Here is a 16,311-nt window from a genome sequence, read left to right on the forward strand (position 1 = left end):
ATAAAATTTTAGCGATAATAAGAGCCAAATTTTATGTGAAATGGATCAATTTTGAGCGAGAACGTGCAAGAAAACGAGAGATTTTTACCGCCAACGCAAATTCAAACTTCAACGCCTTATATATCGCTTAAAGAACTAAGCAAACAATACAGCGTACCGGTAGAATTTATAGATTTTAAAATTTTAGACATTTTGACTTATTATAAAAATAAAGATAATGAAGAGCCAGTTTTTGTCCCTGAAGAAAATTTAGACTTTTTTGATGATAATACTTTTTATCTTGACGAGACGCTAGAGATCGAGCAGGTCTATGATGTGGAATTTTTTGATGTTAGGCTAAATGCTGTGCCAAAGCTTCCAAAGATAGAGATTGGTGTAAATTCAACGGTTACAAAAGTAGTCGCAAAGGTAAAAGCCACAAAAGATTGTGAATACGAACAGCATTACGAAGATAAACTTTTTGAATATATCGCCAAACAGCTTATGAAAGCTCAAATTTTAATAGGTATAAGGATCGGCAAACTAAAAGACGAGCTAAAACAAATCGCCTCGGTTGTGCATGTAAAGGGCGAACTTGATAAAGACTACATACTAAACATAACACAAGGTATAAATCCAAAAAAAGCTACCGATGCAAAGATACTTTACTACTACAAAGATAAACTTGATGCGATAAAAGAGGAAGATAAGGTTGATTACGCTGATAGAGGTTTTGTTTTTGGCGTGGCACAAGATGAAGTAATAATGGAAGAGAAAAAGTCTCACGAAGGGCAAAATGGCCGTGATGCGAGAGGTAAATTATTAGCAGTAGAAAAGCCAAAAGAAGATACTGGCAAAGAGATAAGTATAAGCGAAAATATAGAGAGAGTAGAAAATGACGATAGCATAATATACATCGCTAAAAAATCAGGATATGTAGTTGAGAAAAATGGCTCATTTGACATTGAAGAGCGTATAGAGATAAATGAAGCAAATTTTAAAACAACTGGCTCTATTCAAGCAGGCACTGATACAAATGTGACTTTGGTGGTTAGGGAAACTGATACTATAAAAGACGCCATCGGCACTGGCATCATCGTGGAAGCTGACGAGATCGAGGTTAAAGGAAATGTCGGCGCAAATGCGATGGTTAAAGCAAATGAAGTAATAATCGGCGGTCAAACACACCAAAAGGCTAAAATTTATGCAAAGAATGCAAAAATTTCTATCCATATCGGTAAGGTTGAAGCTGAAAATGTCGAGATAGATAGGCTAGAAGGCGGAAATGTCGTAGCAAAAAGGGTTAAGATAAATAGCGTCGTTGGTGGCTCTATAACCGCTCAAAATATCCAAATAAATACGCTTGGCTCAAACTGCACTATCACAGCTTCACACTTAATAGACGTAAGATATCTAAGAGGCACTGACAATAAATTTATAATCGATACTAGCAAAATGCCTGAGAGTGCTGAGGCTACGCAAGAGCAATTAAATAAGATCGAAAATACAAAAGCAGAGCTTGCCTCTCTTCTAAAAAATATTGAAACAAAGAAAAATGTCATAAATGAAAATAAAGACTCGATTTATACCATAAAAGCAAAGGTAGAAGAGCTCTCAAAAGCTAAAGTGATACCGCCAGTTACCTTTATGAAAAAGCTAAAAGAGTATCAAGGTTTAGTCAATGAATACAACACTTTGCTAAAAATTTTTAAAGATAAAAAAGATTTGTTAGCTACTCTAAAAGATGAGCTTGAGATCATGCAAAATGGAATATTTTCTGCAAAAGTGATAAATAGAGGCAACTGGGTTGAACTAAATGAGATTAGATTTGTTATCGTTGATCCTCCACAAAATGTCACTTATATCTCAAAGCAAAATGAAACCGCTCATGCTATTACTTTAGAGAAGATCGGCGATGGCGATGAGGCTGAGTATAAGATCAAAAAGTCAAATAGATTAGAAGACTACACAGATACAAATTTTTAAGAATAAAAGGTTAAATGATGATAAAAGCGATCGAAGGTGTCGTCAGCAAAAAAGATCCCGCATTTGTGATACTTAAAACAAATAGTGGCGTAAGCTATGGAATTTTTATCTCACTTTTTTGCTCAGCCAAGCTTAGCAAGGGCGAAAAAGTCGAGCTTGCCATAACGCAGATCATAAGAGAGGACGCAAATTTACTTTACGGCTTTTTGGATGCAAATGAGCAAAAGATGTTTGAGATGCTAATAAAGCTAAATGGCATCGGAGCTAGTACGGCTATGGCAGTTTGCTCAAGTCTTAGCTCGCAAGCATTTACAAACGCCATAATAAGCGGCGATGCAGATACTTTTAAAAGTGTGCCAGGTATCGGACCAAAGACTGCTAGACGCATTATAGCTGAGCTAAGTGATGCAAAACTAATAAGTGATGAGAGTGTGCCAAGCTATCAAAATGAGGCACTTTTAGCACTTGAAGCGCTTGGCTTTAAGCGTGAGAAGATAGTGAAAATTTTGCCTGAGTGCAAGAGTGAAAATACGAGTGATCTTATAAAAGAAGCATTAAAGAAATTAGGATAAGGATTAAAAAGATGAATTTAGGTGTGGTATTTGGAGCAAAGAGCTATGAACATGAGATAAGCATAGTTAGTGCGATAGTTTTAAAAAATGTCCTAAAACAAGAGCTAAAATTTATATTTTGCGACGCAAATAGAGATTTTTATCTTATCGAAGAGAAAGATATGAGAGCAAATTTCTTTAGCTCAGGCAAGTACAAAAATTCAAAAAAGCTCATTTTATCTAAAGGTGGATTTTTCATACACTCTCTCTTTGGCGATAAAAAAGTAGAGTGCGATGTCATTATAAATTTGATCCACGGCATGGACGGCGAAGATGGCAAGATAGCGGCACTTTTTGACTTTTACGGCATAAAATATATAGGTCCAAGGCTTGAAGTAAGTGCGCTTAGCTACAATAAAGAATTAACCAAATTTCTAGCGCAAAAAGCTGGCGTAAAGGCGCTTGACTATGAGATGCTAACTCGTCAAAGTGAGCCAAAATTTCACTATCCTATTATTTTAAAGCCAGCAAGACTTGGAAGTAGCATCGGCGTAAATATAGTGCATGACGCCAGTGAGCTAGCTTATGCAAAAGACGTGGCATTTGAGTTTGATAAAGATGTGCTTGTCGAGCCTTTTATAAAGGGAGTAAAAGAGTACAACCTCGCAGGCTGTAAGATAGATGGAAAGATAAAATTTTCTATCATCGAAGAGCCAAAAAAGAAAGAATTTCTTGACTATGAGCAGAAATATCTTAGCTTTTCAAATGAAAACAAGGTAAAAGAGGCTGAAATTTCTGAAGAGTTAAAGCAAAATCTTAAATTTAATTTTTCAAAAATTTATGATTGTGGATTTGACGGAGCGATCATTAGATGCGACTTTTTTGTGATAGATGATGAGGTCTATCTAAATGAGATAAATCCAAATCCAGGAAGCCTTGCAAACTATCTATTTGAGGATTTTGAGAGTACTTTAAATGCTCTTGCAAACTCACTTCCAAGAGAGCGTAATATAAAAATCGATTATAGCTTCATAAACTCGATCACTTCAGTAAAAGGTCGCGGGAAAATTTAGACCATTTAGTAGATTATAAAGTAGTTTGTGATATTTTACGTAAAATTTTACACAAAGAGCGACAATGGTAACTTTTACAAAAGATGAAATTTATACAGCAACTGAAGTGGTTAGAAATTTTAGTTCAGTGCTCTCTCGTGTGGGAGCTAATGAATTAAAAAGAGCGGTTATTGTAAAAAATAATAAATTTGAAGCAGTGCTTTTAAATATGGAAGAGTATGAACGCCTTTGCGAGGCAGTAAGCGTGCTTGAGAGCATTTATACTGCAAAAAAAAGAGAGAACGATGGCGAGTAGGGCGGTAAAGTACGGCTCAAATGAGTATGAGATCAGCTACGAAGTAGTAAATCCAAAATGCAAAAAAATAGTGCTTTTTTTGCACGGCTGGGGCGCAAACAAAGAGATAATGAAAAAGGCTTTTGGGCGCTATCTAAGCGAGTTTTGCCATGTTTATATCGATATGCCAGGCTTTGGTAAAAGCTCCATTACTGATCCGTTAAAAACAAGTGATTACGCAAAAATCGTTGAAATTTTCTGTGATGAGCTTGGCATAAAGCCAGATATCATCGTAGGACATAGCTTTGGCGGCAAGGCTGCAACGCTTCTAAAACCGCAATATCTTGTGCTTTTGAGCTCAGCTGGCATAATTGTCAAAAAGCCATTTATCGTGCGCGCAAAGATCGCTATTTTTAAAATTTTTAAGCTTTTTGGATTTGGAAAATTTTATAAACTCTTTGCCACAAAAGATGTAAGCGGTATGAGTAGAGTGATGTATGAGACCCTAAAAAACGTAGTTGATGAGGATTTTACAAAGCATTTTGCCAGCTTTGGTGGCAAGGCTTTGATATTCTGGGGCGAAAATGACAAGGCAACGCCTATAACAAGCGGAGAGAGTATACATAAGCTCATTAAAAATAGTTCATTTTTTCCGCTTAATGGTGATCATTTTTTCTTTTTACTTCACGCTAAATTTATAAGTGACGAGATAGAAAAAGGGATAAAATTTGAGCCAAATGAAGCAAAAAATGTCGTGCTTGACGATGAGAGCGGTATCGAGGAGATAAGATGAATATTTTTTTAAGCATAAGCACAGTTTTATTTATCTTTGCACTCGCTTTTTATGTAATCACTTGCTTTCAGTGGTTTTCATATAGGCCTGAGCGCGTGCTCTTTCACTTCACAAAGCCTGCTTGGCACGTCTTTTTCTTTATTGTGCCGTTGGTGCTTTTTTACACGACTGGCAAGTGGTTTTTTATCTATTTTTACTTTGCTCTTTTGCCAGCCCTTTATCTTTGGCACAAAAAACTTGATAAAAAGCTAGTCTTTACCGCCAGGATCAAGCACTTTTTTGCGATCCTTGCTTGCGCTATCATCTTAAACTACGCTCTAAATTTTATCATTCACAAGGTATTTTTAGCTCCGATGCCACTTTTTGTCTTGGTTGTGAGCCTATTCTTTAGTGAAATTTTAGAAAAGATCAAATTTCAAGGCTTTAAAAACAAGGCGCTTAAAAAACTGGGTGCAAATAAAGATCTAAAAATCATCTTGATCACAGCAAGCTACGGCAAAACGAGTATCAAAAATTTCTTATTTGAAATTTTAAAAGATAGCTTTGACTGCTATAAAACACCACGCAGCGTAAATACAATAGCTGGCATCATCAAAGATATTAATGAAAACTTAAGCGAGCAAACGCAAATTTACATCGCAGAAGCAGGCGCTAGGCTAAAGGGCGACATCCTAGAGATCACAAAATTTCTAAATCCGCAAATCGTCATCGTAGGCGAGATCGGCGCGCAACACATTGAGTATTTTAAAACGCTTGATAATATCCGAGCCACCAAGCTAGAAGCACTTCAAAGCACTCGTTTGCAAATGGCATTTTTACATAGTTCGACAAAAAAAGAGCCAAGCCAAAATATAGAAATTTATGATGAAAGTCTAAAAGATATCAATGCAAATTTAGATGGAATTTCGTTTACGCTTGGTGACAAGAGCTACGCCTCGCCGCTACTTGGCAAATTTAACGCTACAAATTTAGCCGTTTGCATCAAGGTGGCAAAATACCTAAAAATGAGCGATGAGGCGGTAGATAGAGCGCTATCTAAGATGAAAAACGTAGAGCACCGCCTAAGCAAGATCGAGGCTGGTGGCAAGCTGATAATCGATGATAGCTTTAATGGAAATTTTTCAGGCATGAGCGCAAGCTACGAGCTTGTAAGCACCTACGCTGGCAGAAAAGTGCTGCTAACACCAGGCATTGTCGAGAGTGATGCGGAGCAAAATGCAAATTTAGCCAAGGTGATAAATGAAATTTTTGACCTTGTTATCATCACAAGCTCACTAAATGCTGAAGTTTTACTAAAGTACATCATAAAGCCAAAGATCATCATCTTAAAGGATAAAAATAAAATGCAAGAAATTCTAGCTCAAAATACGCGTGCTGGCGATCTTATACTATTTTCAAACGACGCACCGAGCTTTATATGAAAAAGATAGTTTTTTTAATCCTAGCTTTAAATTTAGTATTTAGCTTTGATATTGATGATTATGACAGAGGCATTGAGGCGCTAAATGCCGGAGATTACGTAGCTGCGTATGAAATTTTCTATGATGGCTGTGAGCAAAAAGATGTGCTTTCGTGCGAAGCTTTGGGCGATATGTTTGTAAATGAAGAGATAAATGAGCAAATGGATAGTGATCTAAAAAAGCACTCAAATATCGAGCTTGGCGTGAGTTATTATATGAAAAGTTGCGACCTTGGCTACCAAAATGCTTGTGATGATGTGATGAGCTTAAGGGATGATTTAAACATAAGCCTTCCAGCTGGTGTTTATGAAAACGCCAAAGCAAGGTACGATGAGATAAGACAAGAAGACGAAAAAGAAGAAGCCTTAAGCGAGCAAAATGCGACTTTGCAAAAATAAATTCTCTAGTTTTAGACTAGATTTGCTTTTAGTATATGCTCTTTTAGGCTTGCTGGAATTTTGCTATTTTCAAGCTCAATCAGTTCGCTAACTCTTAAAATATAAAAATCCTGCAAACTTCTGTTTGCAAATTTTTCAAGCTTTTTTGAAAGCGTGTCAAACATATAAAACTCAGCTTCATTGCTAGCTAGTAAAAAATCAGCCCCACTATCAAACGCATTAAAGATGGTCTTACTTGCAAGTGCAAATGCAAGCTTTTCGTTTACTTTTAAAAGTTCAAATCCACAAGGAATTTTGATATTTAGATTTATAAAATTTGCTCTAAATTTATCTAAATTTACAGGGATTTTATCGCTTACGGCTATTTTGAACTCTTTAAATTTATCCAAACTCTTTATCTTTTCAAGCTCGTTTTTTGAGGTTTTATCCTCTTTTATTCCTAAAATTTCTTTAAAAAACCTAATTGCTTCGGTATAAATTTCGCTTCCGCTAAAGATAAAATCATCAATCTTGCAAGCTATTAAAATACCATTTTCATTGTTGATAAGCCTCATGATCTCATCATTTTTTTCTTTCTTATAAAGATGATGAGCCAGTATGATAGTAGCTGCACCTATAAAATTTGGCTCGTAGTCTCTCACAAAATCAGCATAAAAATATGGCTTTAAGCTTGCATAAAATTCTTTGCCTGCTTGATCACAAAATTTCTCAAATGGTTTAAATTTCTTCCAAAAGTCATCATCATTTATCTCAAGATCTAAAACCGCTCGTTTTTCATCAAGTGGCGAAATCACAAGCTCGCCTGCAAATTTTTCATATAAATTTACTAATGGTTCAGCAGTGCTCACTACGACATCATTTACTTTCACAAAGCCGGTTATTGGTTGAAAATACGGATCAATTTTTTTAACATGCAAAAATAGTTCATCAAGGTTTGCGTAGTCTAAAATTTCTAAAAAATATGGTTTAAAATACGACAAAATATCCTTTTTTGCATTAAATCTAAAAATTTCTATTTTTTGCATTTGGCTCCTTTTTTGGCTTATTTTATCCTAAAATTAAAAGGAGTTTCATTATAATGGCTCGATGGATAAAGAAAATTTCACGATTGAATGCTTTGGTAACGCTTATATTGGCGATGATGCGGCTGTGCTTGGCAAGCAGGTCTTTAGCAAGGACATCTTTGCTGAAAACTCGCACTTTAAGCATGGCTGGCTAAGCCTTGAAGAGATCGGCTACAAGGCGATGATCGTAAATTTTTCAGATACGATCGTGATGAATGCTAGGCCAAAATTTGCGCTTCTTGGACTTAGTTTGCCAAAGAATTTTTCGCCACAGCAAATCAAAGAGCTAAGCGCTGGCATAAACAGAGCGTGCGAGGAGTTTGGCGTAAAGATAATCGGTGGTGACACGATAAGTAGCAAAATTTTAAATATAAGCGTTAGTGTAATTGGCGAGCTAAATGGTAAAGCTGTGCTTAGAAAAAATGCAAGATACGGTGATCTGGTAGCTTTTACTGGCGAGCTTGGAGGTAGTAAAAAGGGGCTAAATTCACTTCTAAGGCTAGCTCAAATTTCAAAAAATTCACGTTTTAAAAAGCCTACTTTAAGAGATAAATTTTTCTACAAAGCAGCTCATCTTGTAAACTCAGCTATGGATATCTCAGATGGGCTAAATGCCGATCTTGCTAAGCTTTTAAAGGCTAGCAAAAAGGGTGCTAAATTTACAAAAAAGCTAAGTAAATTTGAGCTTAGTAGCGGCGAAGAGTATGAAATTTTATTTACTTTTAGTCCTAAAAATTTAAACGCCATCAAAAGGATCGCCGCAAAAACACGGACAAAGATTAGCATCTTTGCAAAAATTTCAAATAAAAGGTTAAAACAAAATGCAAGAAACCACCACTTTTAAGCCACTTTATGCACTCACTCATGCACCTATTGAGGCTTATTTTTCTAAAAATTCAGATGATTTTGTCGTGCGTGAGATACCACTTTACGAGTTTAGCGGTGACGGTGAGCACTTAATCGTTGAAATTTCTAAAAAAGATATGACGACACAAGAGGCCTTGCATGTCTTAAGCGAGGTTACAGGAGCTAAGATGCGTGATTTTGGCTACGCTGGGCTAAAGGACAAGCAAGGTATGACGACTCAGTTTATCTCTATGCCACGTAAATTTGAGAGCAATTTAGCGAATTTTAGTCACGAAAAGATTAAAATTTTAAGCCTAAATGCGCATAAAAATAAGCTTTGCATCGGACATCTAAAGGGAAATAGCTTTTTTATCCGCTTAAAAAAGGTGCTACCAAGTAATGCCAAAAAGCTAGAGCAAGCATTTATTAGTATTGACAAAATGGGCTATGCAAACTACTTTGGCTATCAGCGTTTTGGTAAATTTGGCGACAATGCCGAAACTGGCCTGGAGCTACTTAAAAACGGGACAATAAACGGCAAAAAGAGCAAAAATGTAAAGCTAAACGACTTTTTGATCTCGGCATATCAGAGCGATCTTTTTAACCGTTGGCTTAGCAAACGCGTGGAGATTTCGAGATTTGCGCAGGATTTTAGTCTCTCTGAGCTAGCTCAAATTTACCCGTATCTGAGCGGCGAAAATTTGAAAAATTTAAAATCTCAAAAGAGATTTTTTAAGCTAATTGAGGGCGAAGTTTTGGGCCACTACCCGCACGGCAAGTGCTTTTTGTGCGAAGATTTGGACGCGGAGGGCACGCGCTTTGACGCTAGAGATATCACTAGCTGCGGGCTGATCCCGGGCGCGAAGGCGTATGAGGCACAGGGTGCGGCGAGAATGATAGAGGATCAAATTTTCGCGCAGGCAAATGAATACAAAGCTAAAATGACGGGATCTAGGCGCTTTGCGTGGTGCTACTTGGAGGATACAAACTATAAATACAACGAGGAAAAAGCGCACTTTACGATAAATTTTACGCTGCAAAAAGGAAGCTACGCAACTGTTGTGCTAGAAGAAATCTTGCATAAAAATATCTTTGAGTAGGGCGGCGGCTTGTCTTGCGAGCGCTTTTAAATGATTTTTGCGTCTATGCCGGTAACTGCAAGCAGAGTATAAATTTTGCTCCGCGATAGGCTGTATACCTTATCTTGGGACGAAATTTATTTCTTTTGTTTAGCTACGAGCATAGTGGCACATAAAACATTTAAAACCATCTCACAAGACTTTGCCTTAACTTTCAAGTTTAAATTTTGTAAGTCAAAATCCGCCTAGCCTAACGCTCTTTAAAAGTTGTGAGCGAAGCGGTGCAAAAACTTTACCTTGTCGTTTTAAGCTCAAATTTGCGCACTAAGACCCGTACCTTAACATCACTAAATTTTACCCGTGGAGCAAGACGCAAGCGACGTGAAACACGAGCGTTTTTGGGCTCGGTTAGATATAATGGGTTTGCAAATTTATATTTTAAAAGGATTAAAAATGGCAAATATTTTTCTTTGCTCTTATTTCGCGGAGGTTGCGAGCAAGATTGATGAAGTGGTAAATTTTCAAGGTAAAGATATTGTTTTTATCGATACGGCAGCAAAATTTGAAGAAGTGAATTTTTACGTAGACGAAGCGGCGGAGATTTTAGAAAATTTTGGTGCGAGGCTAAGACACCTTGACGTCTCTTGCGCCAAGGATTCGGCAGCGCTAGTATCTAGCCAAGATGAGCCATCTTGTGAAGATAAAATTTTATCTACCATTAGTCAGTGCGACATCATTTACGTTAGCTGCGGAAATACATTTTATCTGCTTAACGAGCTGCGAAAATCGTGTGCCGCCCAAGCTATAAAAAACGCAGTGAAAGCGGGTAAAATTTATATCGGTGAGTCAGCAGGGGCGATCGTGGCCGCACCAGATATAAGATATGCTACGCTTATGGATGAAAATAGCCCAAATATGAGCGATTTTACAGGGTTAAATTTGGTGGATTTTTACGTCGTACCGCACTTTGGCTGCGAGCCTTTTGCAGAGGCCACGCACGAGATAATGGAGAAATTTGGGGACTTGTACGATTTACGACCTATAAACAATGCTGAGTTTATCGCGCTTTGAGATAAAATTTTATACGTTCTTTGATGAAACATACGCTAAATATTTACTCAAAGCACTCTATCTGCCTGCAAATTTACCTTTTAAATAAGAGAACATAAAGTTTAAAGTTTTAAAAGCTAGAAATTTAAGCCAAAGCCGCTATAATTTCGCTCTGGCACGGTAAGCGATCGCTTTTGATTTTTGAAAAAGAGGAAAGTCCGAGCTGCGATAAGACAAGGTTCCATCTAACGGATGGCTAGGGAAACTTAAGGGATAGTGTAACAGAAAGTAGACTTCCGCTTCGGCGGTAAAGGTGAAACGGCGGAGTAAGAGCCCACCGGCACGCTTGGTAACTTGCGTGGCCATATAAACCCAACCTGCAGCAAGAAGGGATGGTTTTGGTCTTATATTAAAACCCTTCGCTAGAGCTTGTTTGTAAAAGCAAGCGTAGATAAATGATCGCTCAAGACAGAACTCGGCTTAACGCCGTGCCTTTAAATTTATAAAAATTGATTAGTTTGTTACGTATTTTTGAGCTTTTTGTAGTTTTATAAGCTCATTTTGAATATGTGAAGACTTGCTTTTTAAAAGCTCTATTGCACCGCCGATTAATGCTTGTGCTTCTTGCGCTAGAGCTAGGCTAGTAAACATATCCTCACTAAAATTTTCTGACAAAGCAGCTATTTTGCTAGTATCTTCGTTTATCAATGCTAATTTAAACTCATTAATCCAGCTATTCACCTGAAGTTACCTCTCTCCATGCTTCTGATAGTTGCTTTACGACATTGGTTACTTCATTTAAAGCCGCGACATCATTTTGTATATTTGCCATAGCAAGAAGCTGCATCTGTCTTGTATAAAGGCCGCTAAGATAGTGAGCTACGTCGCCTTGAGAATAATCAAGCGAATTTAAAAGCTCAACAAAAATAGCGTTTGTCCTATTAATATAATAAACTTTTTTCTCTATATCTCCAGCTTCTATCGCCTTTTTGGTACGAAATATAAATTTTAAAATTCCGTCATAAAGCATTTCTATTAATTTAGTTGGGGACTCAATGCCCCCAAAACTAGACTGTGCGTATGCACTATATGCACTTTGATTCATCTTTCTCTCTTATTTTCTACTATTTATCTCTGCATCTATTATTGATTTTAGTGTTGAGAACTGATTTTCTAAGCTTGCGATGATAGCGTTGTACTTTATAAAGCGCTCTTGCATTGTTGTATATTTCTCATCTAAAAGCTTTTGTGTGCTCTCTTTATTTTTTGTGATCGACTCGTTTTCGTCTTTTAGCTGATTTTGCATAGCGATCATTGTGCCTTTTTTACCAACGACACCATCAAGCATTTTAGCTAGCTTTGTAAATAGCCCATCTGTTTTTTTAGTTACTGAATTTACAGTTGCTTCGCTCATGCCTAGAGTCGTTAGAGCAGGAGCTTTACCTTTTACTTCGATATTTTCACCATCGCTTCTTTTTAAGACGATTCTTTTGCCACTGTTATCAAGACTGGCTGTAACTCCAGTTATGCCAGCGTCATTTATGGCTTGTTGAAGTTTTAGTGCATTTTCTTCGGCTGTGGCTGTGGCTGTAGTTGAGAATGTAACTGACTTACCGTTTATTGTAAGATCACCAGCTTTTATGTCTAATGCTCCAGCACTAACAGTCGATGCTCCCATATAGCTTATTGGCTCGATCTTACTTGATCCCATGAAAAATTTCTGAATCTCTTCAGGATCTTTGCTAAGAGCTGCGTTAAATTTATTTAGATCAAGCTGAAGCTGACCGTCTTTATCAGGCACTATGCCATATTTACTTAATGCTTTACCTTCGCTGTCTTGTCCATTTACAAGACGACCAATGTTTGATCTTAAGCTTGAAATTTCGCTAACACCTTGGAAAGTGCCAGCTCCCTTTTCCTCGTCATATTTTGTGGCTATACCAAGGTTCATGGTCATTAGGTTGTAGTCTTTGATAAATTCTTCAACCGCTTTTATTACCTCTTTTGTATCCTGAGAGACGCTTACGTTTGTTTTACCAGTTTCATTTAATGTAATAGAAATTCCCGGTCTTAAGTCGTTGAAGGTATTTTTGCTTCTTTTTACATTTACTCCGTTATATGTAAATTCCGCATCTTGTGCTTTCAAAATTCTATTCTTTTCAAAATTTGATGTCATCTTTGGTGTGCCATCAGGATTTGTTAGTAGAGTGCCATTTGCATCTTTATCTTGAAACTGCGTACTATCCCAGCCCAGCTTATCTAAAACACCAGCCGTATCATTTGAAAATTTAATAGTCTGCGTTGCACCAGTATTGCCTGATTGAAGCATGATTTGATTTGGCTTATCTCCGCCAACATTTAAAATTCTAGCTTGCAATTTACCACGACTAATATCATTTATCTTGTCTACAATATCTTGATATGTGGTTGATCTAGTTACGCTAATAGAAAATTTTTGTCCATCGATCTCAACATCAAAAGAGCCGTTGCTTGTCGCACCTACTAAGTTTGAAGCGTTTTTGAAATTTGAGCTTTGAAATGTATCTTTTTGAGCAAGTTTTTGCACATCTATACTAAAATTTTGAACGCTAACGCCATTTGCTGCTGAGGCTGTTACGCTTTTGCCAGCATTGTTTGTAGTTCTTTTTAGATAAAGTGCCTCTCCGCCAAGTGTTTTGCCACTTACGTTTACGTTGCTAACTAGAGTTTTTAGCGCTGCAAGGTCTTTTTGCTTTAGATCATTTCTTTCTAGCCTTTTTGTTAAAGGTTTGATCTGTCCTGCTTCATCTGCTTCTTTTAGCTTTTTGATAAGATCGTCATTTAGCCCGCTATTTTTTGTACCGATTCCTAAATTTGTTACGTTACCTACTGCCATTTTTAACTCTCCTTGTCAAAAAGTATTCCGATACTTTCCTTGAAATACTCGCTTATTCTTATAGCTTCTTTGCTTGGAAGTTGTGTTATCTCTTCGCCAGTTTTAGCATCTTTTACTTGCACAACCATTAAATTTAGCTTCTCATTGTAAGCAAATCTTACATTAGTATCGAGCTGCTGCATTTGATAGTTTAATCTGTCAGTAACTTCTCTTGTTCTTTTGGCAAACTCTTCGTTGCTAAGTCCGTCTAGCTCGTTAATGTCTTTTGTTTCGTTATTTTTATCAGCACTTAATTTAACATCAGAATGCTCGATAGGTCTGCTATCTATTTGACGTTGAGCGGATGTGCTCATGCTCGTATCTAGTACCTGATTTGCTGCTACCTTAAAGATTTCCATAGTTTTACTCCTTAAAACTTACGTTAGTTTCTACATCGGTAAAATTTTAAAATCCTTTAGTGTTTATATAAATTTTTGATTATTTAGGCTAAAATCGAGCAAAAATTTATAGGAAGAGATATGAAAATTTCATTTGAGTGCGAGTGTATTTTACTTCAAAAGACACTGCTGCTTTTTTGTGGAAATTTAGCTGCTCATCATAAGGATTGTGATTTTGTAGTGAGTGACCGCGAGATTGCGACAAAAAAACCGCTATTTATAATAGGTAAAAATGCTCATCTTTCTCATCCTTTTACCAAGACAACACTTCTTGATACGCTTGAAGAATTTTACTCAGCTATGCAAATTTCAAAAGCAAATGAGCTAAATGAAGCTAAAAATGAAAAGAGCTTAGAAGAGAAAATTTCACTTTTGATAGATAAATTTAAAGCTGATCTGCTTGAAATTTTAAGGGCAAATCAGTGAAGCTTTACACTAAAATCTCAAGTGGTAAATTTAAAGGCAAAAGGCTTGAGCTGCCAAGCCTAAGCACGACTAGAAGCACAAAAAGCATCGTAAAAGAGTCTTTTTTTAATGTCATTAGAGATGAAATTTACTCACTTACATTTATAGAGGGTTTTGGTGGAAGTGGCGTGATGGCAAGCGAGGCCGTTAGTAATGGAGTACGTGAGGCTATCGCTATCGAAAAAGATAGAGCCGCTTTTAAGATCACGCAAAGCAACCTTGCAAGCCTAGAGTGCTCGAATTTAAAAGCGATAAATGGCGATACCTTTTCTGTCTTGCCCGATATTATAAATTCTCAAAGTGGTAAGGTCTTGCTCTACCTTGATCCACCGTTTGACATAAGAGCTGGCTTTGATGGCATCTACGAAAAACTTGTAAATTTAATCTCACAGCTAAAAAAAGAGAAAATTTATATGATAGTTTTTGAACACAACAGCAACTTTAAATTTAGTGATGAAATTTCTACATATAAACTTGTAAAATTTAAAAAATTTGGAGCTACTTCGCTCTCTTACTTCCAATAAATTTTTATAGTAAATTTGGAACATCTTTTGCTTTAAAACCTAAAATAGCTAAATTTTAGGAAAAAATATGAAAAAAATTTTATCTTTTGTAGCAGCTTCAGTGATAGCTACTTCAGCCTTTGCTACGCAGATAAAAGAGCTTGCAAACATCGTTGGCGTAAGGGATAACCAGCTAATAGGCTACGGCCTTGTTGTCGGACTAAACGGCACAGGTGATGGCTCAACGTCAAAATTTACTATCCAGTCTCTATCAAACATGCTTCAGGGTGTAAACGTAAAGATAAATCCAGATGATATCAAGTCCAAAAATGCAGCTGCTGTTATGGTAACAGCCAAGCTTCCAGCGTTTGCAAGACATGGCGACAAGCTTGATGTTGTGATCTCATCTATTGGCGATGCAAAAAGCTTGCAAGGTGGCACCCTTCTCATGACGCCACTAAAAGGCGTTGATGGTGATATTTACGCTTTGGCTCAGGGTGCTTTAAGCATCGGCGGAAAAAGCATGGGTAGATCAGGTGGCAACCACCCAACCGTTGGCTCTATTCTAAATGGAGCTTTGGTTGAGCGAGAAGTTACTTATGACATTTACAATCAAGATAGCATAAGACTAAGCCTAAAAGATACAAATTTTAAAACCGCTCTTGATATCCAAAATGCTATAAATGCAAATATCTCTGATGATGCTGCAAAGGCGATCGATCCAAGAACGGTTATCGTTAAAAAACCAGATGATGTTAGCATTATCGAGCTTGCAAGTGCTGTGCTAGATCTTGATGTGGAGTATAAGCCAGATGAAAAGATAGTGGTTGATGAAAGAACTGGCACGATAGTAAGTGGCATAAATGCCGTAGTTAGTCCAGTTGTCTTAACGCATGGTGCAATCACAATAAAAATAGAGCCAAATAGCTACGATGAAGCAGCGCAAAACGATGTAAATATAGGAAGCGATACATCTGTCGCACCTAGCCAAAATTTACTTAAAATTTCAGGCGAAAAAACAACCGTTGCAAATGTAACAAGAGCGCTAAACAAGCTTGGGGCAACACCAAGTGATATCATATCGATACTTGAAAATTTAAAGCGAGTTGGTGCGATACAAGTTGATTTGGAGATAATATAATGCAAATAGACAACACATTAGCGCTAAATTCATACAATGAAATTTCTACAAATAAGATAAAAAATGCAAATGCCAAGCAAGACGCGCTTTTGAAAGAGCAAACCGATGCGTTTGAGGCATATATGGTAAAGGCTGTGCTTGATATTGCTTTAAAAGAAGATGAGCACAACTCGCTATATCCAAAAGCTGCTGGTAGCGATATCTATAGGTCAATGTATAACGATGCAATGAGTAAAGCATTGAGTGGAAATCTTGGTTTTTCAGAACTTTTGTACGATTTTTTAAAGAGAGACTCTTAAGTAAATTTATATTCTGCCGATGTAGTGATATAAATATT

At 37.0% G+C, this 16,311-nt stretch carries 19 protein-coding genes and 1 other RNA gene; 15 read left to right on the forward strand and 5 right to left on the reverse strand.

Annotation, left to right across the window (positions count from 1 at the left end; all coding sequences use genetic code 11):
• Positions 1 to 51: 51 nt before the first annotated feature.
• From CVS97_RS01065 to CVS97_RS01095, 7 genes are all read left to right on the forward strand, one after another.
• Positions 52 to 1,965, forward strand: coding sequence for a flagellar assembly protein A (locus CVS97_RS01065; protein ID WP_107784769.1), 1,914 nt, complete (start codon positions 52 to 54; stop codon positions 1,963 to 1,965).
• Between the two features lie 17 nt (positions 1,966 to 1,982).
• Positions 1,983 to 2,537 (forward strand): Holliday junction branch migration protein RuvA, encoded by a 555-nt coding sequence (ruvA, locus tag CVS97_RS01070; RefSeq protein WP_107784770.1) that lies wholly within the window; start codon positions 1,983 to 1,985, stop codon positions 2,535 to 2,537.
• An 11-nt stretch (positions 2,538 to 2,548) separates the two neighbouring features.
• Entirely contained in the window at positions 2,549 to 3,589 is a 1,041-nt protein-coding gene (locus CVS97_RS01075; protein ID WP_107784771.1) for a D-alanine--D-alanine ligase, read from the forward strand.
• Positions 3,590 to 3,653: 64 nt separating this feature from the next.
• Positions 3,654 to 3,884, forward strand: coding sequence for a type II toxin-antitoxin system Phd/YefM family antitoxin (locus CVS97_RS01080; protein ID WP_021091404.1), 231 nt, complete (start codon positions 3,654 to 3,656; stop codon positions 3,882 to 3,884).
• Positions 3,874 to 4,656 (forward strand): alpha/beta fold hydrolase, encoded by a 783-nt coding sequence (locus CVS97_RS01085; RefSeq protein WP_107784772.1) that lies wholly within the window; start codon positions 3,874 to 3,876, stop codon positions 4,654 to 4,656. The genes CVS97_RS01080 and CVS97_RS01085 overlap by 11 nt, the downstream gene beginning before the upstream one ends.
• Complete coding sequence (locus tag CVS97_RS01090; RefSeq protein ID WP_107784773.1) at positions 4,653 to 6,077, forward strand: Mur ligase family protein; 1,425 nt, start codon at positions 4,653 to 4,655, stop codon at positions 6,075 to 6,077. Before CVS97_RS01085 ends, CVS97_RS01090 begins: the two co-directional genes overlap by 4 nt.
• Positions 6,074 to 6,514, forward strand: a complete 441-nt coding sequence (locus CVS97_RS01095) for a hypothetical protein (protein WP_107784774.1) — start codon at positions 6,074 to 6,076, stop codon at positions 6,512 to 6,514. Before CVS97_RS01090 ends, CVS97_RS01095 begins: the two co-directional genes overlap by 4 nt.
• Before the next feature lie 11 nt (positions 6,515 to 6,525).
• Here the strand turns inward: CVS97_RS01095 and CVS97_RS01100 are convergent, their stop codons facing one another.
• Positions 6,526 to 7,539 carry a hypothetical protein gene (locus tag CVS97_RS01100; RefSeq protein WP_107784775.1) on the reverse strand — a complete coding sequence of 338 codons (1,014 nt, stop codon included), beginning with the start codon at positions 7,537 to 7,539 and terminating at the stop codon, positions 6,526 to 6,528.
• 61 nt (positions 7,540 to 7,600) lie between these two features.
• Between CVS97_RS01100 and CVS97_RS01105 the strand changes: the two genes are divergently transcribed.
• The 4 genes from CVS97_RS01105 to rnpB all read left to right on the forward strand — a co-directional run bounded on the left by CVS97_RS01105 (position 7,601) and on the right by rnpB (position 11,052).
• A complete protein-coding gene (locus CVS97_RS01105; protein WP_107784776.1) occupies positions 7,601 to 8,422 on the forward strand; it encodes a thiamine-phosphate kinase in 822 nt (273 codons plus the stop codon).
• Positions 8,400 to 9,524: a tRNA pseudouridine(13) synthase TruD gene (truD, locus tag CVS97_RS01110; protein WP_107784777.1), complete on the forward strand. Its 1,125-nt coding sequence runs from the start codon at positions 8,400 to 8,402 to the stop codon at positions 9,522 to 9,524. Before CVS97_RS01105 ends, truD begins: the two co-directional genes overlap by 23 nt.
• Before the next feature lie 432 nt (positions 9,525 to 9,956).
• Positions 9,957 to 10,574 (forward strand): Type 1 glutamine amidotransferase-like domain-containing protein, encoded by a 618-nt coding sequence (locus tag CVS97_RS01115; RefSeq protein WP_107784778.1) that lies wholly within the window; start codon positions 9,957 to 9,959, stop codon positions 10,572 to 10,574.
• Between the two features lie 151 nt (positions 10,575 to 10,725).
• An RNA gene (rnpB, locus tag CVS97_RS01120) (RNase P RNA component class A) lies at positions 10,726 to 11,052 on the forward strand.
• Between the two features lie 14 nt (positions 11,053 to 11,066).
• Here the strand turns inward: rnpB and CVS97_RS01125 are convergent.
• From CVS97_RS01125 to CVS97_RS01140, 4 genes are read right to left on the reverse strand one after another with little or no spacing between them, the layout of a single operon-like run.
• A complete protein-coding gene (locus CVS97_RS01125) occupies positions 11,067 to 11,294 on the reverse strand; it encodes a hypothetical protein (protein ID WP_107697659.1) in 228 nt (75 codons plus the stop codon).
• The gene (gene fliS / locus CVS97_RS01130; RefSeq protein WP_072594313.1) at positions 11,287 to 11,658 is read right to left on the reverse strand and encodes a flagellar export chaperone FliS; all 372 of its coding nucleotides are present in this window, start codon (positions 11,656 to 11,658) and stop codon (positions 11,287 to 11,289) included. The genes CVS97_RS01125 and fliS overlap by 8 nt, the downstream gene beginning before the upstream one ends.
• Positions 11,659 to 11,667: 9 nt before the next feature.
• A complete protein-coding gene (gene fliD, locus CVS97_RS01135) occupies positions 11,668 to 13,428 on the reverse strand; it encodes a flagellar filament capping protein FliD (RefSeq protein WP_107784779.1) in 1,761 nt (586 codons plus the stop codon).
• Between the two features lie 2 nt (positions 13,429 to 13,430).
• A complete protein-coding gene (locus tag CVS97_RS01140; protein ID WP_107784780.1) occupies positions 13,431 to 13,826 on the reverse strand; it encodes a FlaG family protein in 396 nt (131 codons plus the stop codon).
• A gap of 120 nt (positions 13,827 to 13,946) precedes the next feature.
• Here CVS97_RS01140 and CVS97_RS01145 point away from each other — a divergent pair, with 120 nt between their 5' ends.
• The 4 genes from CVS97_RS01145 to CVS97_RS01160 all read left to right on the forward strand — a co-directional run bounded on the left by CVS97_RS01145 (position 13,947) and on the right by CVS97_RS01160 (position 16,273).
• Positions 13,947 to 14,291 (forward strand): ornithine carbamoyltransferase, encoded by a 345-nt coding sequence (locus CVS97_RS01145; protein WP_107784781.1) that lies wholly within the window; start codon positions 13,947 to 13,949, stop codon positions 14,289 to 14,291.
• Positions 14,288 to 14,854, forward strand: coding sequence for a 16S rRNA (guanine(966)-N(2))-methyltransferase RsmD (rsmD, locus tag CVS97_RS01150; protein ID WP_107784782.1), 567 nt, complete (start codon positions 14,288 to 14,290; stop codon positions 14,852 to 14,854). The genes CVS97_RS01145 and rsmD overlap by 4 nt, the downstream gene beginning before the upstream one ends.
• Before the next feature lie 67 nt (positions 14,855 to 14,921).
• The gene (locus tag CVS97_RS01155; RefSeq protein WP_107784783.1) at positions 14,922 to 15,974 is read left to right on the forward strand and encodes a flagellar basal body P-ring protein FlgI; all 1,053 of its coding nucleotides are present in this window, start codon (positions 14,922 to 14,924) and stop codon (positions 15,972 to 15,974) included.
• On the forward strand, positions 15,974 to 16,273 hold the full coding sequence (locus tag CVS97_RS01160) for a rod-binding protein (RefSeq protein ID WP_054196705.1): 300 nt from the start codon (positions 15,974 to 15,976) through the stop codon (positions 16,271 to 16,273). The genes CVS97_RS01155 and CVS97_RS01160 overlap by 1 nt, the downstream gene beginning before the upstream one ends.
• Positions 16,274 to 16,311: the final 38 nt, after the last annotated feature.

The sequence above is a fragment of the Campylobacter concisus genome, assembly GCF_003049735.1.
GTDB lineage: Bacteria > Campylobacterota > Campylobacteria > Campylobacterales > Campylobacteraceae > Campylobacter_A > Campylobacter_A concisus_AN.